Origin of the sequence: Burkholderia sp. ZZQ-2 (genome assembly GCF_050768715.1) — a bacterium.
GTDB lineage: Bacteria > Pseudomonadota > Gammaproteobacteria > Burkholderiales > Burkholderiaceae > Burkholderia > Burkholderia cepacia.
On record NZ_LDVA01000351.1, the window covers coordinates 35,463 to 56,402 of the forward strand.

Below are 20,940 nucleotides of genomic sequence, written 5' to 3' on the forward strand. Positions count from 1 at the left end.
CGCGCAGTCACGCGTGCCGCCGGCGCGCGGGGGCGCCACGGGCGACGCCGTCGAAGCCGCTCCCGCGAAAAGCGCAATGACGCGCGCGATCCGCAATTTTTTTCGATTTATATAACGCTATTCTCGCGCTGCGCATGATCGAACGCATGCCGTACGTAATACCGACTGCGCCGGATGCTTCAGCGGAAGAATTGACGTATTGCGGTTTTCAAGCCGTCCGGCCGGCCCTTCATATGAGTGTTCGCACCATTCAGGAGTGCATCCGTCATGGTCGCCAGACAACGGTTCCAGGCCGCGCTGCTCGCCGCGGCGATCGCCGCGATTACCCCGCCCGTTCACGCACGCAACACCACCGACTGGCTGGCGAACACGTACGGCACGCTTGCCGCCCACGTCGGCAACGTCGCGCGTGCGATGTGGGTCGCGCCTGAAGGCGTGATCTATACGGCGTCGATGTGGGACGAGGACGAAGGCGGTGTCGCGATTTACCAGAACGGCAAGAGCGTCGGCTCGATCGGCACGCATTCGGAGTTCCAGGGCAGCGCGATCACGGGCAACGCGACCTCGCTGTTCGTCGCGCTGCAGCCCGGCAAGACGTACGGCAGCGGCGCGGTGGGGCGCTACAACCGTTCGACGAAGTATCGCGACCGCGTGATCCAGGTCAGCGCGGCCACCAACCAGCCGCGCATCGACGTCGTCACCGGGCTCGCGACGGCCGGCTCGCTGCTTTATGCGAGCGACTTCTACGGCAATCGCGTGCGCGTGTTCACCACCGACGGCGTGTGGCAGCGGGATATCGGCGTATCGGAGCCGGGCGCGCTCGCGCTGGACGCAGCGGGCAACGTGTGGGTGGCGCAGAAGCGCGCAGGCTCGATCGTCGGCTTCAGCCCGGCCGGTGCGCCGCTGAACACGATCCGGATGCCGTCCGGGTCGCAGCCGTCGGCGCTGTATTTCGATGCGGCGGCCGGGCAGCTGCTGGTGGGCGACGAAGGCCCGGACCAGAACATCAAGCGCTATACGGTGTCGGGCCGGCCCGCGCTGGCCGGCACCTTCGGCGTGCGCGGCGGCTATCTCGACACGACGACGGGCATCAAGGGGCAGGTCGGCGCGCAGCGCTTCACGCGCATCGTCGGGATCGGCAAGGACACCGGCGGCAATCTATACGTGCTCAACAATCCATGGGGCGGCAGCTGGGATCTCGGCCGCAACGGCGCGACCGACATTCATGCGTACAGCAGCACCGGCAGCCTGCGGTGGACGCTGCAGTCGCTGAACTTCGAAGGCATCGCCGCACCGGACCCGGTCACGGACGGTGCGCTGTTCTACGGCGGCACGCACGTGTACGGCGGCAGCGCGGGCGGCAGGTTCATCGCGAACACGGTCGATCCGTTCACGTACCCGGCCGATCCGCGCATCGACATGAACGACACGCAGCGCGACGAGCATTTCGGTCTGCTCACGTCGGTGGGCGCGAACCGGATTCTCGTCGCGGCCGGCCAGAACCCGCCGGTCTTCTACTTCTTCCACTTCAACGCGGCGAACGGCTATGTCGCGATTCCGGACGGCGCTATCCCGGGCCCCGCGTTCAATACGACGCGGCGCGTGACGGGCGGCTTCAGCATCGACAGCAAGGGTGGCGTGTGGGCCGGTCTCGACAAGACCGGCGCGATTACCCACTACCCGCTGACCGGCTTCGATGCGAGCGGCAAGCCGTCGTGGGGGCCGGGTGTCGCGACCCGCGTGCCCGACAGCATCCAGCCGCTCACGCGCATCGTCTATCTCGCGGACAGCGACACGATGGTGCTCGCGCAAGGTGCGATCGGGACCAACGACTGGACGTCGATCGGCACGCGCATCGAGGTGTATCACGGCTGGAGCGCGGGCAATACGACGAAGCCGGACCCGGTGATCACGCTGCCGCACAGCGGCGCGAAATCGATCGATGCGGTGGGCAACCATCTGTTCGTCGGCTACTGGTTCAGCAGCAGCGGGCCGCTGTGGCCGAACGTCGACGCGTTCAACCTGACGACCGGCAATCTCGACACGACGCTGGTCAACGCGAGCCCCGCGACCGTGGATACCAGCAGCGCGATCGATGCGATGTACAGCATTCGCGCATACCGCCGCACGAACGGCGAGTACGTGGTGATGAAGAACAACGTGAAAGGCAACAGCATCACCGTGTACCGGTGGACGCCTTGATGAACGCGCGGCCGCCTCGACCGGCGGCCGGGCTCGCGAACGCCTCACCGTATTCGTCGCGATTTCGCCGGATTTCCACCGCGCATCCACGCAATTTCCACATCACGCGTTCGTAATGAGCGGCGTGCGCAACGCGCGCCTCACCGCCCGCCGGGCGGTCGTTCCAAACCTCACGACGCGGAAAAGCGGTTCCGGGCACAATGACAGCGGCACCGGCAGGCACTGCGCGTGCCCACGACGATGAACCGGATCGACTGATTGGTTGCGCCGGCGCATTGCAGCGCCGGTGAACTCGCGCGGCATGCCCCATGCCGCGTTTTTTATGCCGAAGTGACGAAACGATGAAGATGAAAACGACACCGAACCGCCTGTTTCTGATCGCCGCACTGGCCGGCGCGATGAGCGGCCCAGTCCACGCAGAGACGCCGGCGGCCGCCGCGACCGTTGCGACGGTCAACGGCACGCCGATCACGCAGGCCGACGTCGACACGTTGCTGCGCGCGTCCGGGCAACCCGACTCGCCGCAGGTCCGCCAGGCGATCAAGAATCAGCTGATTACGCGCGTGCTGGTCCAGCAGGCCGCCGAGAAGGCGAACTACGCCGACAAGCCCGAGGTCAAGGCGGCGGTGCAGCAGGCGAAGGCGAATGCCGAAGTGCAGCTTTACCTGCGCGACAACGTGAAGCCCGAGCCGGTGACCGACGAGCAGGTCAAGGCGCGCTACGACGAGCTCGTGGCGTCGCTCGGCAAGAACGAGTACAAGCCGCGCCTGATCGTCGTCCAGGATCCGGTGACGGCCGCGACGGTGCTGAGCGAGCTGAAGGCAGGCAAGTCGTTCGACGGGCTGGCGCGCCAGTACAGCATCGCGCCGAGCCGCGACAGCGGCGGCGAGTTGCCGTGGGTGAGCTTCCACACGCCGGCGGCGGAAGGCAAGACGTCCGGCTTGCCGCTGCCGGTCGCGCAGGCGCTCGAGAAACTGACGGTCGGCGCCGCGACGAAGGATTCGATCCCGGTCGACGGCGTGCGGGCGATCGTGAAGCTGGATGCGAAGCGGCCGACGCAGGTGCCGGGTTTCGCGACCGCGAAGCCGGCGCTGCAGCAGCAATTGCAGGCGGCCGCCGTGGAGAAGGCGAGCGCGCAGATGATCGGCAACCTGCTGAAGGACGCGAAGATCACGCAGTAACGCGGCGGCGTCGAAACGCCGGGTGTCACGCGCGCCAGATCATGCTCGCGCTCGTGTCGGTTGCCGACGCGACGCGAAAGCCGAGCCGTTCGTAGAGCCGCCGCGCCGGGTTGCCGTGCAGCACGCTGAGCGATACCGGCACGTGCGCGCGCGCCGCGTCGGCCAGCAATGCGTTCAGCACGGCTTCGCCGATGCCCCGGCCCTGGTGATCGGGGAGGATCTGGATCTGGTGAACGTGCCACTCGTCGGCGGCGCGTGTCACCTTCAGCAAGCCGATTGCGTCGTCGGCGTCGCAGACGATCATCGCATCGTCGAAGTTCGCGCGAATGCGACGGTCGTGCGCTTCGTCGTCGGTTGGCGCGCCGACGCGTTGCAGGTGCACGGTCATCGTGAGCCGACGCAGGGTCAGCAGGAACGGCAGGTCGGCGGCGCATGCCGGGCGCAGGCGAATTGCGTGTGTCATCGTGCGGACTCGTACGTTCGTTCGGGACGGGAGCGCCGACGGAAAGGTCGAACCCCGCAGCGCATCGTCCGCGATGGCGGGAAGCCGGTCAAAGGGCGCAACGCCGAATCCGGCGCGCATGCGTGGCCGATCATCCGGCGCGCCGGCCCGAGTGCGGGTGCGCATCGGCGAGATTGGCGATCAGCGTGTCGATCACGACGCGCTTCAGGCTCACGAGCGCCGAAGGCGCACCGCCTCCGCCCGCATGGAGGCACACGTCGACGGACGGCAGCGGCGGCAGGCCGTCGCGCTCGCCGAGCTGCCGCAGCGCCGGCGGCACACCCGCCATCGTTCTCGATGTAATGCCCAGGCCGCCGGCGACGCCGGCCCACAGGCTTTGCAGGCTGCCGGTCGTGTACGCGAGCCGCCACGGGATGCCGGCCTTGTCGAGCGCGTCGGTACCCGCCTTGCGGAACAGGCACGGCGGCTTGTACAGCGCAAGATCGAGCGGTGCGCCGGCACGCGGACGCACGTCGATGCCTTGCGGCCCGATCCATGCCATCGGCAGCGTGACCAGGTGTTCGGCGTCGGCGCGATGCCCGCGCCCCATCGCGAGCACGATGTCGAGTTCGCCGCCATCGAGCCGGTCGAGCAACGCGCCGTTGCCGTCGACGACGATGTCGACGCGCACGCCCGGATGCGTGCGCTTGAACCGGCCGAGCGCGACGGGCAGCCACGATTCGGCGAAATCGCCGGGCAGCCCGAATCGCACGGCGCCGTCGATCGCCGCGCCGCGGATCGCGCCGACCGCCTCGTCGTTCAGTTCGAGGATGCGGCGCGCATAGGACAGCATCAGCTCGCCGGCTTCGGTCGGCACGAGGCCGCGCCCTTGGCGGCGAAACAGCGGCTGGCCGATCTGCGTTTCGAGCTTGCGCATCTGCTGGCTGACGGCCGACTGCGAGCGGCCGATCCGGTCGGCGGCGCGGTTGAGGCTGCCGAGCCGATCCGCGGCAATCAGCGTGCGCAGCGCATCCATGTCGAGATTCGGAAGCGTCATGATTCGGTTTTTCTTATAAGTCGATTTCGAATTATCGTATTTATTGCATATTCCCGTCGCTACCATCAAGTGAACCGGTCGTTTCGGTTCACGGGGATGCGCGCGATACGCGCGCTGCGGATGTCCGTGAGGGTGAGGTTGCTTCCCTTCTTTCCGACAAGGACATTGAATGAAAATCGGCTCGATATTCCGCCAAGGCTTTCCCGGCATGCTGCTGGCCGCGTCGATGATTCCCGGTGACGCATCGGCCGCGCCGTCGCTCGCGGGGACGTGGACGCTGGTCGCGGCGGACGTACAACATCCGGACGGCACGATCGGCCGCGACTACGGTGCCGATCCGGCGGGCCTGCTGCTGATCGACGCGCACGGGAACTACTCGCTGCAGATCTTCAAGTCGGAACGCCCGCGCTTCGCGTCGAACGACAAGGCGACCGGCACGCCGGAGGAATTCCGTGACGCCGTGCTCGGCTCGAGTACCCACTACGGCACGCTGAGCGTCGATCCCGCGAACCACACGCTGGCGTTTCACATCAGCAATGCGTCGTACCCGAACTGGGCCGGGCAAACGCAGACGCGCACCTATCAATTGAAGGACGGCGAGCTGAGTTACCGCGTTCCGCCGCGTGCCAACGGCGACATTCCGATCTCGGTGTGGCGGCGAAAGGATTGAACCGGGAGGCCGTTCGATACGTGACGCATGCGGCCGTGAGGCCGTGATCGCGGCCGTTCCGGCACGCGCCGCGTAGCCGGCGCCACACGCCGTTTCCGCCGGCCCGGCGAGCCGGTTCAGAGGCCGCGGCTTCCCGTGCCTCCCCCACCGGTATTCCTCCGTCAGCCCTGTCCGCATATCATGCGCACATCGCGCACCTGCCGGCCGCAGGCGCCGCCGCTTCCGACGCGGCGGTGCGTCTGCCTGCACGGCGCAGCACACAGGGATTCTCGATGGACACCAAACGATCGCGGCCGGGCCTCGTCGCCGCGCTGCTCTGGGCGGCGCTGTATCTCGCGACCGGCTATATCTCGCACGAGTTCAACGGCCCCGTCCGGCTGACGGGCTACATCTGGCTGCCGGCCGGCGTGACGGTCGGCGCGTTCATGCTGCGGCCGATGCGCGAATGGCTGACGCTGGCCGGCGCGTTCCTGGCCGGGCAGCTCGCGCTGACCGGCATCGAACACGGCAGTCTGGTCAACGCGGTGCTGTTCACGGTGGACGAGGTCGGCGCCGCCGCGCTCGCGGTGTGGCTCGTCCAGCGCGTGCGGTTCTCGCTCGAAGGGCTGTATTTCCTGCGCTCGGTGATCCTCGCCGGCCTGATCGCGGGCGTGATCGGCGCGATCGGCGGCGCGGCGTGGTACACGGCGGTCAAGGGCGCGCCGTTCCTCGACGTGTGGTCGGTGTGGGCCGCGTCCGATTTCGTCGGCGTGCTGCTGGTCACGCCGGTACTCGCGTCATGGTCGCGCTTTCGCGCGCACCGCTCGGGCGACCACGAGCGCTTCGACCTGGTACTCGGCATCGTCGCGTTCGCGCTGCTCGTGATCGGCGCACTCGTGATCTTCGACGGCGACACGTCGAAGAAATTCGGCACGGGCGCCGGCTTTGCGCTGACGTATATCCCGCTGTTCCTGACCGTCGCGGTGACGCTGTTGCTCGGCGGCCGCGCGGGTTCGTCGTCGGTGCTGGTGCTCGCGCTGATCGTGATCGAGCAGACCGCGCAGGGCGACGGCCCGTTCGCGTCGTTCCATGAGCACTACGGCAGTTCGCTGCTCGAGGCGCAGCTTTACCTGGCGGTCGCGTCGCTGCTGGTGCTGACGGTGAGCACGCTGAAGACGACGCGCGAGCGCGTGCACGAGCATGCGGCGGTCCTGCAGAACAACATGGAACTCGCGCTCGCGAGCGCCGGCCAGATCGCGTATGTGCTCGATCCGGAATCGGGGCGGATCGAGTGGAGCGGCGACGTCGAGCGCGTGTTTGGTGTCGGTGTCGACGCGGCGCAGATCGCGAGCGTGTCGCTCGTGCTCGAACGTGTGCAGCCGGGCGACCGCGATGCGTTGAGCGACTACTGGAACGCGGAGATCGCCGGCGAGGATCGTGCGTCGCTGTCGCTGCGTATCGTGCAGCGCGACGGCGGCACGCAGACGATCACCGATCACGGCGCACCGTTGCTCGACTCGAATGTCGACGTGACGGTGGTGGCAGGCGTCTGGCAGCTCGAGCGCGTGTGGCCGGCGGACGAATGAGCGGGGACGCGTCATGACGGGGCGCACGGGCGTCCTGCTGATCCACGGGCTCGGCGGCACGCAATACGATCTCGGTTCGCTGCACAAGGCGGTGCGGCGCGCGGGCGGCGATACGCACATGATCACGCTGCCGGGGCACGGCACGCGCCCCGAGGATCTGGTCGGCGTGCGCGCGGAGGCCTGGCTCGACGCGGTGACCGAGCAGTATCGCGCGCTGGAGAACGAGTACGACACCGTGCATGTCGCGGGCATGTGCATGGGCGCGCTGGTCGCACTGCTGCTGTGCCATCGCGTGCAGCATGCGCGCGGCCGGCTCGCGCTGCTGGCCACGCCGGTGTTCATCGACGGCTGGTCGACGCCGTGGTACCGGGCGCTGCGGCATGTGCTGTATCGCGTGCCGGGTGTCGCGGAGCGGATGCGCGTCGAGGAAGGCGATCCGTTCGGCATCAAGAACGCGACGATCCGCGCGATCGTGAAGAAGAAGTTCGAGCGCGAGGACAGTTTCCACTATGCGTGGGTGCCGCTCGCGTGCGTGCGCCAGGTCGACCGGATGCGTAACTGGGCGCTCGAGGCGGCAGCCGGCACGCCGTGCGCGACGCTCGTGCTGCATGCGCGCGAGGACGAACTGACGAGCCTGCGCTCGGCCGATTTCCTGCTCGCGAAGATGCCCGACGCGCGCGGGATCGTGCTCGAGAACAGCTACCACATGATCTGCGCGGACAACGATCGCGACGACGTCGCGCGCCACGTGCTCGAATTCTTCGGGTTCGATCCGGTGCATGCGGTCAGCCCGGCGATGGCGCGCAGGATGGGGCGGATGGCGCCGTGACGAACGCTTACGCCGCTTCCGGGGGATGCGCGATCCGCGCCCGGATCTCGGGCGACGCAAGACACGTGGCAACCGCTTCGTAGCCGGGTGAACCGGGGTAAGGCGCCACACGCGAAGGCGGACTGTGATTGGCCGGGCACAGGATGATCGCTTCGTGCGGGCCGACCGCCGACAGGTCGAGGATCGCCGACGAACGCGTCAGCAGGAACAGCGGCCGCATCCCGGCGGCGGCCTGTTCGCGCAGACGGGCAATCAGTGCCTGTTGCGTGGGGCGATCGAGATCCTGTTCGATCATGTCGACGACCCGTGTGCGCGGGCCTTCGGCTTCGAGGGCGACGAGCAGCGCGGTCAGCGCCGCCGACGGCGTCGCGCCTCGGGCGGCGAGCGCTGCCGATGCACGGTCGACGCGCGACTTCAATGCAGGATCGGTGCGCAGCACGTCGCGCGCCGCCGCACCGTCGTGTTCCAGCCGGTCGAGGCCGACGAACGCGGCGCCGGGCAGTGCGTCGGCGAGCCGGAGCGCCAGCCGCGTCTTGCCACTGCCGAGCGGGCCGATGATGTAGTTCAGCGGCCGGATGTCGCGACACTCGAACCACTCGCCGCCCCACGGCCACGGCAGGCTGAATGCCACGCCGGCGCTGCTGTCGTCGACGAGCCGGGTCAGTTCGCCGTCGGTCGGCATCCGGCCGCGCGCGAGGCCGGCGCGGATTGCGTGTACCCGATCGACCTTGCGCACGAGATCCTGAATGCCGTGATCCAGCGCCGCTTCGTGAGCGGCCAGTGCGTCGTCCAGGCTGCGCGCGTCGCCGTCGAGCACGCTCGCCACCTGCGCGAGACCGAGGCCGAGTGCGCGCAGCGCGGCGATGTCGGCCGCGCGGGCGAGATCGTCCGGGCCGTACGCACGGTATCCGGCCGGCGTGCGTTCCGGCGTGACGAGGCCGTGCCGCTCGTACAGCCGCAGCGCCTTGATCGAGACGCCGAGCCGCGCGGCGGCGGCCGACGCGTTCAAACGGGGCGTGGACGTGCTCATCCGTCACCTCTCCTTGCTGTCGATTCGTTGCGCTCAGCATAAAGGCGATCCCAAGGGCCGGGTCAAGCGAGCGTGCATGTGCGATGCACACAAGGTGTCGGCCGGAAATCGGAGGCCGGCGGCGGCCCCTTTCTCGCCGCGCCGCGCATCTGGGAGAATGCGGCCGGGCCGATTCACGGCCGGCGCCGACACGGCGCAGGATCCGACAGGTGGGAAATTGACCGACAACGAAGAACTTTCGCTCCACCAGGAGAGCCGCTTCTGGCAGCTTGCGCCGGTGAAATGGTGGATTCGTGGGCATGGCCGCGACGGCTATTCGTTCCGGCTGCTGCTGTGGCCGCCGGTGATCGTGTTCGTGCTCGAATTCCTCTGCATGATCTTCGATGCGCTGTACACCAGCATCGGCATCAGCGCGGTCGCGACGCTGTTCCTCGGCTTCGCCGGATACCATGGCGCGCAGCGCGAATGGCTGGTGCCGTCCGCGACCACGCGGGCGCTCGTGAAGGCACGCATGAAGAAGGCGGCCGAGCGGTTCTCGTCGCTCGGCGTGGGCGCGACCGTGCTCGCGATCTTCGTCGCCGCGACGTCGCTGTCGCTCGTGATGTCGGGTCAGCCGGTGCTGGACAGCGTTTCGAAGGATGCCGTGTCGATCTTCATCGCGCTGGTGTTCCTGCCGGTGTACGTGTCCGGCGCGGTGCGCAAGCTGGCGATCGCGCGGATCGAGGAACTGGAGGCGCTGCGCAACGCGACCGTCGGCACCCGCCTGAAATTCGACCGGGCCGGCGCGGTGCGCGCGGTCGTCGTGCAGGGCGCGGCCGGGAAAGGGACAGTGTCCGTGCTGGAGTACACAGTGCTCGGGTTCAACCCGCCGCTCGAACAGGTCGGGCGCGAACCGCACGTGGCGCGGTAAAGGCGGGCGCCAGGTCGGCCGTAAAGGCGATGCCTCAGGCCGGAAAGCGCGCGTGTTCCGGCGCCGGCGTGAGGTTGTCGGGCCATTGCACTTCGAACAGCGTGCCGCCCGTGCGGCTCGGCATGCAGACAGCTTCGCCATGATGCGCATGGGCGATCGCCGCGACGACGGCGAGCCCGAGGCCGCTGCCGCCCGGCTGCGTGTCGTCGGCGCGCCGGAAGGCCTTGAACACGTGCGGCGCGAAATCGGCCGGGATGCCGGGGCCGTCGTCCCCGACGCGCAACCGGCACATCCCTTGTTCGATGCGCGTCTGGATGCGGATCGCGCCGGGCACCGCATGGCGGCGCGCGTTTTCCAGCAGCGCCAGCAGCGCCTGGCGGATGCGCACCGGGTCGCAACGCATGCGCCGCGTGTCGAGATCGAGCACCGGATGCTGGCCGGCGGCCCGCAGCGCCGGCTCGAACATGTCGACCACCGCACGCGCATCCGACGCGAGATCGGTGTCGCGGATCTCGATGCTCAGGTGGCCGCTGTCCGCGAGGCTGACCACGCGCAGATCCTCGATCAGCCGCGTCAGCCCTTCGACTTGCCCGAGCAGGCTGCGGAACTGCGCTTCGTCGGGGGTGAACACGCCTTCGGCGAGCCCCTGCAGGCGCCCGCGCAGCACCGTGACGGGCGTGCGCAGCTCGTGCGCGATCGCCGCGTTCCAGAGCGCCTGCTCGTTGGTCACGCGCTGCAGCTCGCTGGCGAGCGCGTTGAAGTTGTCGGCGAGCAGCGCGGCTTCGTGCAGTGAACGGTCGCCCGCGACGGCGCGTGCGTCGAGATCGCCGCGCGCGACGCGGCGAATGCTTTCGGTGACCGAATTGAGCGGCACGAGGATGCGGCGCGCGAGATTGACCGCGACCGCGACCGACAGCGCGAGGCCGACCGCCGTGGTCGCGATCAGCCAGGCCCATTCCGGCCCGGTCGGCAGCAGGTTCTTCGTGTTGAAATGCGCGGGCCAGTAATTGAACGCGATGTAGTAGAAGACGGTGGCGGTGAGCACCATCAGCACGGTCACGCCGAACACCATGCCTGCCATGGTCAGCGCGATCTGCCGGCTCAGGCCGTCGAGCTTCATGCTCAGCTCCAGAGCTTGTAGCCGACGCCGCGCACGCTGACCGGCACACCCTGCACGCCGAGGTCGTCCAGCTTCTTGCGCAGCTTGCTGACGTGGCTGTCCACCGTGCGTTCCAGCGCGTCGCCTTCCGGCAGGCAGGTGGCCATCAGCTCGGCGCGGCTGAACACGCGCCGCGGCGCGCGCGCGAGTTGCGCGAGCAGCTTGAATTCGGTGAGCGTCAGGACGAGCGTGTGCCGTTCGCTGCCCACTTCGAGCGTGGCTTCGTGGTGTTCGAGATCGATCTCGAACGGCGCGACCCGCAGCACGCGCTGTTCTTCCTGGCGCGCGCCGGCCATCGAGCGGCGCAGCACCGCCTGCGCGCGCGCCACGACTTCGGCGGGATTGAACGGCTTCACCACGTAGTCGTCGGCGCCGATGCGCAGGCCGGTGAGCTTGTCGATGTCCTGGTCGAGCGCGGTCAGCATGATGACGGGCGTGTCGCCGCGATGACGGATTTCGGCGAGCACCTTCCAGCCGTCGACGTGCGGCATCTGCACGTCGAGCAGCACGAGGTCGGGCTTGAGCTGCAGGTGCAGCTCCAGTGCGCGGCGGCCGTCGGCGGCGTGTACGGTGCGCAGGCCGCCGCGCGCGAGATAGGCGGTCAGGATCTCGGCGATCTCGGGTTCGTCTTCGGCGATGAGGACGAGCGCCTGGGCATTCTGGCCGGCGCCGGGCGATGAAGAAAATTCGGGCATGGCCACTCGTTCAGATCCATCAGGGGGTTCCGTCAGGTCGCCATACTACCGCACGGCCAGCGCAATCGAACGGAGGCGGGGGGCAGCGCGGCGCGACGCGATTCGCGCCCGGCCGACGGATGTCCCGCCCTTGCCTGCGTTTGTAAAGAAGCCACGGCGCCGGCGTCCGGCGACGCGTGCCGGTCCGGCACGCGTCACTGGACTCAGATGTGACCCAGCAGCACGAGTATCACGACGATGACGACGATCAACCCGACCGAGCCCGACGGCCAGTAGCCCCAGCTTCGGCTGTGCGGCCACGCCGGAAACGCCCCGATGAGCAGCAGAATCAGAATGATGATGAGGATCGTACCGAGCATCGCACCCCTCCTGACGTCGTGAATGGACGGTGCCTCCCGCCGCAATTCGTGTGCCGCGGCGGGGGCGGGCGAAAGCCGGCGCAAGCGCACGGTTGGAATGCCTGAAATTCACCCGATGAATACCCGCCGATTCAGAAAATAAAGTTTGAAAATGCATCCCCGCCCCCTATGCTGAATCCTTCTGATCTGGCGGGCATGCGATGGCTGAACTTTTTCTGGTACGGCACGGGCAGGCGTCCTTCGGCACGGACGACTACGACCGGCTTTCCCCGGCGGGCGAGCAGCAGGGCGTCTGGCTCGGCGAATACTTTGCGCAGCAAGGCCTGGCGTTCGACCGCGTGATCTGCGGCACGATGAACCGCCACGCGCAGACGGTCGACGCGATCCTGCGCGGGATGGGCCGCGAGGGCGCGGAGATCGACCGCCATCCCGGCCTGAACGAATACGACTTCCACGGCCTGTTCGCCGCCGCCGCGCACGACTACCCGGACATCGCCCGCCTCGCGGCCGGCTCGATGAAGGAGCATTTCCGCGCGCTGCGGCAGGTGCTGCAGCTCTGGTCGGAAGACAAGCTCGGCGATTCGGCCCCCGAGACCTGGGCGCACTTCCAGCAGCGCGTGGCCGATGCCCGCGCGGCCATCCGCCACGGCGGCGGCCAGCGCGTGCTGACGGTGAGCTCCGGCGGCCCGATCGCGGTCACCGTGCAGCAGGTGCTGGCCGCCCCGCCGTCGAGCGCGATCGCGCTGAACCTGCAGATCCGCAACAGCAGCCTTTCGCAGTTTTTCTTCAACGCCGATGCATTCCGCCTCGCGTCGTTCAACGGCATCCCGCATCTGGAGGATCCCGAACGACACGCGCTGCGAACCTACGGCTGACCCACGAACGATCGCGACGATGACGAACCCTACCCAGCAACTCGACGTAGCCCGCCTCACGCGCTATCTGGAAGCGCACGTGCCGGGTTTCGAAGGCCCGGTCGACACGGAGAAGTTTGCCGGCGGCCAGTCGAATCCGACTTTCCTGCTGCATGCGAAGAGCGGCCGCTACGTGCTGCGCCGCCAGCCGCCGGGCGAACTGCTGAAATCCGCGCACGCGGTCGACCGCGAATTCCGCGTGCTGAGCGCGCTGTCGGGCACCGCGGTGCCGGTCGCGCATCCGTATCACCTCTGCGAAGACCGCGACGTGATCGGCAGCCTGTTCTACGTGATGAGCTTCGAGGACGGCCGGATCTTCTGGGATCCCGCGCTACCGGAGCTGCCGAAGGCCGATCGCGCGGTGTGCTACGACGCCTTGCTGCAGACGATGGCCGCGTTGCACGACGTCGATGTCGACGCGGTGGGCCTCGCCGACTACGGCCGCCCCGGCAACTACTTCGAGCGCCAGATCGGCGTCTGGACGAAGCAGTACCGCGCGGCGGAAACGGAGCGCCTCGACGCGATGGAAACGCTGATCGACTGGCTGCCGAAGGCGTGCCCGGCCGACACGGGCCGGCCGACGCTGGTGCATGGCGATTTCCGGATCGACAACCTGATGTTCGCGCGCGACAGCTATCGCGTGCAGGCGGTGCTCGACTGGGAACTGTCGACGCTCGGCAACCCGCTCGCCGATCTCGCGTACTTCTGCATGTGCCTGCGGCTGCCGTCGGGCGGGCAGGTACGCGGGCTCGCGGGCCAGGATCGCGCGGAACTCGGCATTCCCGACGAAGCGGCGATCGTTGCGCGTTATTGCGAGCTGCGCGGCATCGAGCCGATCCGCGACTGGCATTTCTACCTCGCATTCAGTTTCTTCCGGCTCGCGGCGATCGCGCAGGGCGTGAAGGCGCGCGCGCTGCAGGGCAACGCATCGAGCGAGCAGGCGCTGCGCGTCGGCGCGATGGCCGGGCGTCTCGCCGAGATGGCCGTCGGCGTGATCGACGCGCATCGCTGACCGCGCCGGGCACGACACCACATCAATGGAGGAGCACAGCAACATGGCAACGAATCTGTTCGACCTGACGGGCAAGATCGCACTGGTGACGGGCGCAAGCCGCGGCATCGGCGAGGAAATCGCGAAACTGCTCGCGGAGCAGGGCGCGCACGTGATCGTGTCGAGCCGCAAGCTCGACGACTGCCAGGCCGTGGCCGACGCGATCGTCGCGGCGGGCGGCCGCGCCGAAGCGCTGGCCTGCCACGTCGGGCGCCTGGAAGACATCGCCGCGACGTTCGAGCATATCCGCGGCAAGCACGGGCGGCTCGACATCCTCGTGAACAACGCGGCCGCGAACCCGTATTTCGGGCACATCCTCGATACCGATCTCGCCGCTTACGACAAGACGGTCGACGTGAACATCCGCGGCTACTTCTTCATGTCGGTCGAGGCCGGCAAGCTGATGAAGGAACACGGCGGCGGCGCGATCGTCAACACGGCGTCGGTGAATGCGCTGCAGCCGGGCGACCGGCAGGGCATCTACTCGATCACGAAGGCGGCCGTCGTCAACATGACGAAGGCGTTCGCGAAGGAATGCGGGCCGTTCGGCATCCGCGTGAACGCGCTGCTGCCGGGGCTCACGAAGACGAAGTTCGCGGGCGCGCTGTTCGCCGACAAGGACATCTACGAGACGTGGAAGGCGAAGATCCCGCTGCGCCGCCACGCGGAACCGCGCGAAATGGCCGGTACCGTGCTGTACCTCGTGTCGGACGCGGCGAGCTACACGAACGGCGAATGCATCGTCGTCGACGGCGGCCTGACGATCTGAGCGCGCGATGAAGATCGACAGCTACGCCGGGCAGGCCGTGATGATCACCGGCGCCGCGAGCGGCTTCGGCGCGTTGCTCGCGAGCGAGCTCGCCGCGATGGGCGCGCGGCTGGCGCTCGGCGACCTGAACGGCGAGGCGCTCGAACGCGTGGCCGCGCCGCTGCGCGCGGCCGGCGCCGACGTGATCGCGCGGCGCTGCGACGTGCGTGCCGAAGCGGACGTCATCGCGCTGGTGCATGCGGCGGCCGAGCGTTTCGGCCGGCTCGACGTGGGCATCAACAACGCGGGCATCGCACCGCCGATGAAGGCGCTGATCGACACCGACGAAGCCGATCTCGACCTGAGCTTCGCGGTGAACGCGAAGGGCGTGTTCTTCGGGATGAAGCACCAGATCCGCCAGATGCTCGCGCAGCGCGAAGGCGTGATCCTGAACGTCGCGTCGATGGCCGGGCTCGGCGGCGCGCCGAAGCTGGCCGCCTACGCGGCGTCGAAGCATGCGGTGGTCGGGCTCACGAAGACGGCGGCCATCGAATACGCGCGCCACGGCATTCGCGTGAATGCGGTGTGCCCGTTCTACAGCACGACGCCGATGGTCACCGACAGCGATATCGGCGACCGCCAGGATTTTCTCGCGCAGGGCTCGCCGATGAAGCGGCTCGGCCGGCCCGAGGAAATCGTCGCGACGATGCTGACGCTGTGCGCGAAGGAAAACACTTATCTGACCGGGCAGGCCGTCGCCGTCGACGGCGGTGTCTCGGCCTTCTGACGGAACCGAACGAACGGAATCGAGGAGTCGATCATGGACTTTGGCTACACCCCGAAAGTGGAAGAACTGCGCAGCCGCGTGCGCGCATTCATGGATGCACACATCGTGCCGCGCATCCGCCAATGGAACGAGGAAGTGCACGCGGGCCAGTATCCCGTGTCGTTCATGGAGGAATTGAAGGAGCGCGCGAAGGCGGAAGGGTTGTGGAACCTGTTCCTGCCGCACCTGAAGGACGACGAGCCCGGCACGGGCCTGACGAACCTCGAATACGCACCGCTCGCCGAGATCATGGGGCGCGTGGGCTGGGCGTCGGAAGTGTTCAACTGCAACGCGCCGGACACCGGCAACATGGAGCTGCTGCACATGTTCGCGACGCCCGGGCAGCGCGAGCAGTGGCTGAAGCCGCTGCTGCGCGGCGAGATCCGTTCGGCGTTCGCGATGACGGAGCCCGATGTCGCATCGTCGGATGCGACGAACATCACGACACGCATCGAGCGCGTGGGCGACGAGTACGTGATCAACGGCCGCAAGTGGTTCATCACCAACGCCGCGCATCCGAACTGCAAGATCTTCATCGTGATGGGCAAGACCGACCCCGAGGCCGAGTCGCACCGGCAGCAGAGCATGATTCTCGTGCCGCGCGACACGCCGGGCGTGACGGTCGTGCGCAACATCACGGTGGTCAATCACTACGCGCCGGAAGGGCATTGCGAGATCACGTTCGACAACGTGCGCGTGCCGGCGAGCAACCTGCTCGGCGAGGAAGGCAGCGGCTTCGCGCTCGCGCAGGCCCGCCTCGGGCCGGGCCGCATCCACCACTGCATGCGGTCGATCGGCGCGGCCGAGCTCGCGCTGGAGCTGATGGTCGACCGCGCGCAGTCGCGCGTCGCGTTCGGCAAGCCGCTGAACCGGCACGGCACGGTCGGCGAATGGATCGCGCGCTCGCGCATCGAGATCGAGCAGGCGCGCCTGCTCGTGCTGAAGGCCGCGTGGATGATCGACAAGGTCGGCGCGAAGGCCGCGCGCAAGGAAATCGCGATGATCAAGGCGCTGGTGCCGACCGTGTACGCGAACGTCTGCGATCGCGCGATGCAGGTGTTCGGCGCGGCGGGGTTGAGCCCCGATACGCCGCTCGCCGACCTCTGGACCTGGGGCCGCGCGCTGCGCTTCGCCGACGGCCCGGACGAGGTGCACCTGCAGGCGATCGCGCGGATGGAAATCAAGGACGGCGTGCCGGGTTCGACGGCGCCGTACCTGACACCGCCGCTGCGCGCCTGAGCGTCGCGCCGGGATGCGCAGGGCCGTGGACGAGCGGGTGGCGCACGCCGTAAGATGCCGGCAAGGAGATCCGGCGATGCGCCTTTCGAAGATTGACCTGAACCTGTTCGTCGTATTCGACGCGATCTACACCAAGCGCAACCTGACGCGCGCGGCCGAGGTGCTGAATCTCACGCAGCCGGCCGTCAGCAACGCGCTGGCGCGGCTGCGCAAGACCCTGAACGATCCGCTGTTCGTCAGCACGCCGGCCGGGATGATGCCGACGCCGCTGGCCGAGAACATCGTCGGCCGTGTGCGCGAGGCGATGCAGCTGCTCGATTCGAGCGCGCACGAAGGCGACGTGTTCGATCCGGCGTCGTCGACGCGCGTGTTCCGGATGAGCATGAGCGACCTGACCGAAGCGCTGCTGCTGCCCGCGCTCGGCGAACTGCTGCAGAAGCATGCGCCCGGCATGCACGTGCGCAGCTACACGATGGATCGCCGTGAAGTCGCGACCGCGCTCGCGAACGGCTCCGTCGACATCGCGATCGACGCGCCGCTGATCGGCGATCCGCACCTTCATCAGGCGCTGCTCGTGCGCGACCGCTATGCGTGCATGATCCGCGACGATCACCCGTTCAAGGGCGACACGCTCACCATGGACGACTACCTGTCGATGGGGCACATCCACGTGTCGAGCCGCCGCAAGGGCAGCGGGCACGTCGACGCGGAGCTGACGCGCCTCGGGTTGCGCCGCACCATCCAGATGCGCGTGCAGCACTACATGGTCGCGCCGCTGATCGCGATGCGCGGCGACCTGGCGCTGACGGCGCCGCTGCGGCTGCTGCAGCGGTATCCGGCGCGGATTCTCGAACTGCCGTTCGAGATGCCGGCGCTCGAATACTTCTGCTACTGGCATCGCAGCGCGGATCAGGATCAGGGCAGCCGGTGGCTGCGCGAGCAACTGGTGACGCTGATGGGCGGGATCGGCGAACCGCGGTGATGCGCACGCGGCGACGGTCAGCTTCGCAATGCCCGCGCCAGCACCTTCGCCACATGCACGGCCTGCGCTTGCGCGCCGTCCTGAATCTGATGCCGGCAACTCGTACCGTCCGCGACGACGATCGCGCCTTCCGCCCGCGCACGCACGGCCGGCAGCAGCGACAGTTCGGCCATGGCCTGCGATGCGGCGTAATGCTCGGCTTCATAGCCGAAGCTGCCGGCCATCCCGCAGCACGACGATTCGACCGGCGTTACCTTGAGCCCCGGAATCCAGCGCAGCACCGTCTGCACCGGCGTGAACGCGCCGAATGCCTTCTGATGGCAGTGGCCGTGCACGAGCGCTTCGTTCGCATCGATCGCGTGCAGCGGCAGCGACAACCGGCCGGCCTCGTGTTCGCGCACGAGAAACTCCTCGAACAGGAACGCGTGGCTCGCGAGCCGTGTGGCTTCGTCGCCGTAACCGTAGGCAAGAAACTCGTCGCGCATCGACAGCAGGCACGAAGGCTCCAGCCCGACGATCGCGACACCGCGTTCGAGGTACGGCCGCAGCGCATCGAGCGTGCGCCTGGCCTCGGACTTCGCTTCGTCGACGAGCCCGGCCGCGAGGAACGTGCGGCCGCAGCACAGTGGCCGCGCGCCTGCGCGCACGTTGAAATGCACGGTGTAGCCGGCCGCTTCGAGCACGGCCTGCGCGGCGCGCGCGTTGTCCGGTTCCTGGTAGTTGCTGAAGGAATCGACGAACAGCAGCACTTCGCGGGTGGCCGAGCCGGTTTGCGAGGGCGTTGATGTCCCCGTAACCGCACCCACATCCGCAAGAAACGGCCGCGCGAACCCGGGCAGCGCGCGCTGCGGCGCGAGGCCGATCCATCGCTTGATCGACGACGCGACGACCGGCACGCCATTGACGAGCGCGATCGCGCCGCGCATGCGCGCGGCCCACGGCGCATAACGCGGCAGATACGCGACGAGCCGTTCACGCAGCGTCGTGCCGTGCTTGCGGTTCCACGCGTGCCGCGCCTCGATCTTGAAGCGCGCCATGTCGACGCCCGTCGGACAATCGCGTTTGCAGCCCTTGCACGACACGCACAGGTCGAGCGCGGCCTTCACGTCGTCGCCGGCGAGGCCGTCGGCGCCGAGCTGGCCCGTCACCGCGAGCCGCAGCGTGTTCGCACGGCCGCGCGTCACGTGCTGTTCGTCGCGCGTCACGCGGTAGCTCGGGCACATCGTGCCCGCGTCGAACTTGCGGCAGTGGCCGTTGTTGTTGCACATCTCGACGGCCGACGCGAGCCCGTGCGTGATATCGGCGCCCGAGCCGGGGGCGGTTTCTTCGCCGGTCAGCGGATTGCGCGTGACGTTCCATGCCGACCAGTCGAGCGCGGGCCGCAGCGGCAGCGCCGCATAGCCGGGCGCGAAACGGAAATGCTCGCGTGCATCCATCTTCGGCGGATTGACGATCTTGTCGGGATTGAAGCGGTTGCCGGGATCGAACAGCTTCTTGATCTCCGCGAACGCCGCATTCAGGCGCGGGCCATACTGCCACGCGACCCATTCGCCGCGGCACAGCCCGTCGCCGTGTTCGCCCGAATACGCGCCCTTGTACTCGCGCACGAGTGCCGCCGCCTCTTCGGCGATCTCGCGCATGCGCGTCGCGCCGTCGCGCCGCATGTCGAGGATCGGCCGCACGTGCAGCGTGCCGACGCTCGCATGCGCGTACCACGTGCCTTCGGTCTCGTGCCTGTGGAAAACGTCGGTCAGGCGGCGCGTGTATTCGGCGAGGTGTTCGAGCGGCACCGCGCAATCCTCGATGAACGACACCGGCTTGCCGTCGCCCTTCATGCTCATCATGATGTTCAGCCCCGCCTTGCGCACCTCCCACAGCGCCTTCTGCGCGCCGGCGTCGGTCATCTTCACGACGCTGCCGGGCAGGCCGAGATCGGCCATCAGTTCGGCGAGCCGGTCGAGCTGCGCGTGTTGCGCGTCGCGCGATTCGCCCGCGAACTCGACGAGCAGGATCGCCTGCGGCTGGCCGACCAGCGCCCGTTCGATCACGGGCCGGAACGCCGGGTTTTCCATCGACAGGTCGATCATCGTGCGATCGACCAGCTCGACGGCCACCGGCTTCAGCTTCACGATGTGCTGCGCGGTGTCCATCGCCTGGTAGAAGGTCGGGAAGTTCACGACACCGAGCGTCTTGTGCGCGGGCAGCGGCGCGAGCTTCAGCGTGATCTGCCGGCTATGGGCGAGCGTGCCTTCCGAGCCGACGAGCAGGTGCGCGAGATTCGCGTGACCGTCGTCGGTATAGGCGCGCGGGTTCTGGCAGTCGAACAGGTCGAGGTTGTAGCCGGCCACGCGGCGCAGCACCTTCGGCACGCGCTCGACGATCTCGTCGCGCTCGCGCTTCGCGATGCGTTCGACGCCGTGCAGCAGCTCGAGTGTGCGGCGATCGGTGACGGGCTGTGCGAGCGAACCGAACCGGCATTCGCTGCCGTCGGCGAGGATCGCGTCGATCGCGAGCACGTTGTGCACCATGTTGCCGTACTCGATCGAGCGCGACCCGCACGAGTTGTTGCCGGCCATCCCGCCGATCGTGCATTGCGCGGCCGTCGACACGTCGACCGGAAACCACAGCCCGTGCGGTTTCAGCCACGCGTTCAGATGATCGAGCACGATGCCGGGCTCGACGGTGACGGTGCGCGCCTGCGCATCGAATGCGACGATCCGGTTCAGCCATTTGCTATTGTCGACGACGAGCGCCTCGCCGACCGTCTGCCCGCACTGGCTGGTGCCGGCGCCGCGCGCGAGCACGGGAATCTTGCGGTCGCGCGCGATGTCGAGTGCGATCCGCAGGTCGTCCTGGTCGCGCGGCACGACCACGCCGAGCGGCATGATCTGGTAGATCGACGCGTCGGTCGCATAACGACCGCGGCTCGCGCGATCGGCGTAGACGTCGCCGCGCATTTCACGGCGCAGCCGCTCGAACAGCGGCGACAGCGCGGCGCCTTGCGACGGCACGAGATGGACGGGGCGAACCAGCGAAGGCGAGACGGCGGATGTCATGGCGGCGGTCGGTATCGGATGGGAA

At 68.2% G+C, this 20,940-nt stretch carries 19 protein-coding genes; 12 read left to right on the forward strand and 7 right to left on the reverse strand.

The features are described from left to right. The first annotated feature begins 267 nt into the window (after nt 1-267). Complete coding sequence (locus tag ABY44_RS34290) at nt 268-2,202, forward strand: SMP-30/gluconolactonase/LRE family protein (RefSeq protein WP_060172428.1); 1,935 nt, start codon at nt 268-270, stop codon at nt 2,200-2,202. A 341-nt stretch (nt 2,203-2,543) separates the two neighbouring features. Beyond that, complete coding sequence (locus ABY44_RS34295; protein ID WP_060057830.1) at nt 2,544-3,383, forward strand: peptidylprolyl isomerase; 840 nt, start codon at nt 2,544-2,546, stop codon at nt 3,381-3,383. A gap of 25 nt (nt 3,384-3,408) precedes the next feature. On the opposite strand, the gene ABY44_RS34300 is transcribed toward ABY44_RS34295, so the two are convergent. Then, nucleotides 3,409-3,846: a GNAT family N-acetyltransferase gene (locus tag ABY44_RS34300; protein WP_027790067.1), complete on the reverse strand. Its 438-nt coding sequence runs from the start codon at nt 3,844-3,846 to the stop codon at nt 3,409-3,411. Between the two features lie 130 nt (nt 3,847-3,976). Beyond that, nucleotides 3,977-4,882, reverse strand: a complete 906-nt coding sequence (locus ABY44_RS34305; protein WP_060172426.1) for a LysR substrate-binding domain-containing protein — start codon at nt 4,880-4,882, stop codon at nt 3,977-3,979. Nucleotides 4,883-5,051: 169 nt separating this feature from the next. On the opposite strand from ABY44_RS34305, the gene ABY44_RS34310 reads away from it, so the two are divergent. The 3 genes from ABY44_RS34310 to ABY44_RS34320 all read left to right on the forward strand — a co-directional run bounded on the left by ABY44_RS34310 (nt 5,052) and on the right by ABY44_RS34320 (nt 7,946). After that, nucleotides 5,052-5,552: a lipocalin-like domain-containing protein gene (locus tag ABY44_RS34310; protein ID WP_060172424.1), complete on the forward strand. Its 501-nt coding sequence runs from the start codon at nt 5,052-5,054 to the stop codon at nt 5,550-5,552. Nucleotides 5,553-5,824: 272 nt separating this feature from the next. After that, nucleotides 5,825-7,117 carry an MASE1 domain-containing protein gene (locus ABY44_RS34315; RefSeq protein WP_027790065.1) on the forward strand — a complete coding sequence of 431 codons (1,293 nt, stop codon included), beginning with the start codon at nt 5,825-5,827 and terminating at the stop codon, nt 7,115-7,117. 13 nt (nt 7,118-7,130) lie between these two features. Continuing rightward, complete coding sequence (locus ABY44_RS34320) at nt 7,131-7,946, forward strand: alpha/beta hydrolase (protein WP_060172422.1); 816 nt, start codon at nt 7,131-7,133, stop codon at nt 7,944-7,946. 7 nt (nt 7,947-7,953) lie between these two features. Here ABY44_RS34320 and ABY44_RS34325 read toward each other — a convergent pair whose 3' ends face one another. Continuing rightward, complete coding sequence (locus tag ABY44_RS34325; protein WP_060172420.1) at nt 7,954-8,976, reverse strand: MerR family transcriptional regulator; 1,023 nt, start codon at nt 8,974-8,976, stop codon at nt 7,954-7,956. Between the two features lie 217 nt (nt 8,977-9,193). Here ABY44_RS34325 and ABY44_RS34330 point away from each other — a divergent pair, with 217 nt between their 5' ends. Further along, entirely contained in the window at nt 9,194-9,886 is a 693-nt protein-coding gene (locus tag ABY44_RS34330; protein WP_060172418.1) for a hypothetical protein, read from the forward strand. Between the two features lie 34 nt (nt 9,887-9,920). Here the strand turns inward: ABY44_RS34330 and ABY44_RS34335 are convergent, their stop codons facing one another. The 3 genes from ABY44_RS34335 to ABY44_RS34345 form a co-directional block, all read right to left on the reverse strand. Further along, a complete protein-coding gene (locus ABY44_RS34335) occupies nt 9,921-11,006 on the reverse strand; it encodes an ATP-binding protein (protein WP_060172416.1) in 1,086 nt (361 codons plus the stop codon). Between the two features lie 2 nt (nt 11,007-11,008). Then, nucleotides 11,009-11,740 (reverse strand): response regulator, encoded by a 732-nt coding sequence (locus ABY44_RS34340; RefSeq protein WP_027790060.1) that lies wholly within the window; start codon nt 11,738-11,740, stop codon nt 11,009-11,011. A 203-nt stretch (nt 11,741-11,943) separates the two neighbouring features. Next, a complete protein-coding gene (locus ABY44_RS34345) occupies nt 11,944-12,099 on the reverse strand; it encodes a DUF3309 family protein (protein ID WP_021158044.1) in 156 nt (51 codons plus the stop codon). A 200-nt stretch (nt 12,100-12,299) separates the two neighbouring features. Between ABY44_RS34345 and ABY44_RS34350 the strand changes: the two genes are divergently transcribed. From ABY44_RS34350 to ABY44_RS34375, 6 genes are all read left to right on the forward strand, one after another. Continuing rightward, nucleotides 12,300-12,974: a histidine phosphatase family protein gene (locus tag ABY44_RS34350; protein WP_060172414.1), complete on the forward strand. Its 675-nt coding sequence runs from the start codon at nt 12,300-12,302 to the stop codon at nt 12,972-12,974. Between the two features lie 19 nt (nt 12,975-12,993). Further along, on the forward strand, nt 12,994-14,025 hold the full coding sequence (locus ABY44_RS34355; protein ID WP_027790058.1) for a phosphotransferase: 1,032 nt from the start codon (nt 12,994-12,996) through the stop codon (nt 14,023-14,025). 43 nt (nt 14,026-14,068) lie between these two features. Then, nucleotides 14,069-14,833: an SDR family oxidoreductase gene (locus ABY44_RS34360; RefSeq protein ID WP_027790057.1), complete on the forward strand. Its 765-nt coding sequence runs from the start codon at nt 14,069-14,071 to the stop codon at nt 14,831-14,833. 7 nt (nt 14,834-14,840) lie between these two features. Continuing rightward, on the forward strand, nt 14,841-15,599 hold the full coding sequence (locus ABY44_RS34365; protein ID WP_060172413.1) for an SDR family NAD(P)-dependent oxidoreductase: 759 nt from the start codon (nt 14,841-14,843) through the stop codon (nt 15,597-15,599). Nucleotides 15,600-15,632: 33 nt separating this feature from the next. Beyond that, nucleotides 15,633-16,877 carry an acyl-CoA dehydrogenase family protein gene (locus ABY44_RS34370; RefSeq protein ID WP_059695132.1) on the forward strand — a complete coding sequence of 415 codons (1,245 nt, stop codon included), beginning with the start codon at nt 15,633-15,635 and terminating at the stop codon, nt 16,875-16,877. A gap of 76 nt (nt 16,878-16,953) precedes the next feature. Continuing rightward, nucleotides 16,954-17,859: a LysR family transcriptional regulator gene (locus ABY44_RS34375; RefSeq protein ID WP_027790054.1), complete on the forward strand. Its 906-nt coding sequence runs from the start codon at nt 16,954-16,956 to the stop codon at nt 17,857-17,859. Between the two features lie 17 nt (nt 17,860-17,876). Here ABY44_RS34375 and ABY44_RS34380 read toward each other — a convergent pair whose 3' ends face one another. Continuing rightward, entirely contained in the window at nt 17,877-20,915 is a 3,039-nt protein-coding gene (locus ABY44_RS34380; protein WP_060172411.1) for an FAD-binding and (Fe-S)-binding domain-containing protein, read from the reverse strand. Nucleotides 20,916-20,940: the final 25 nt, after the last annotated feature.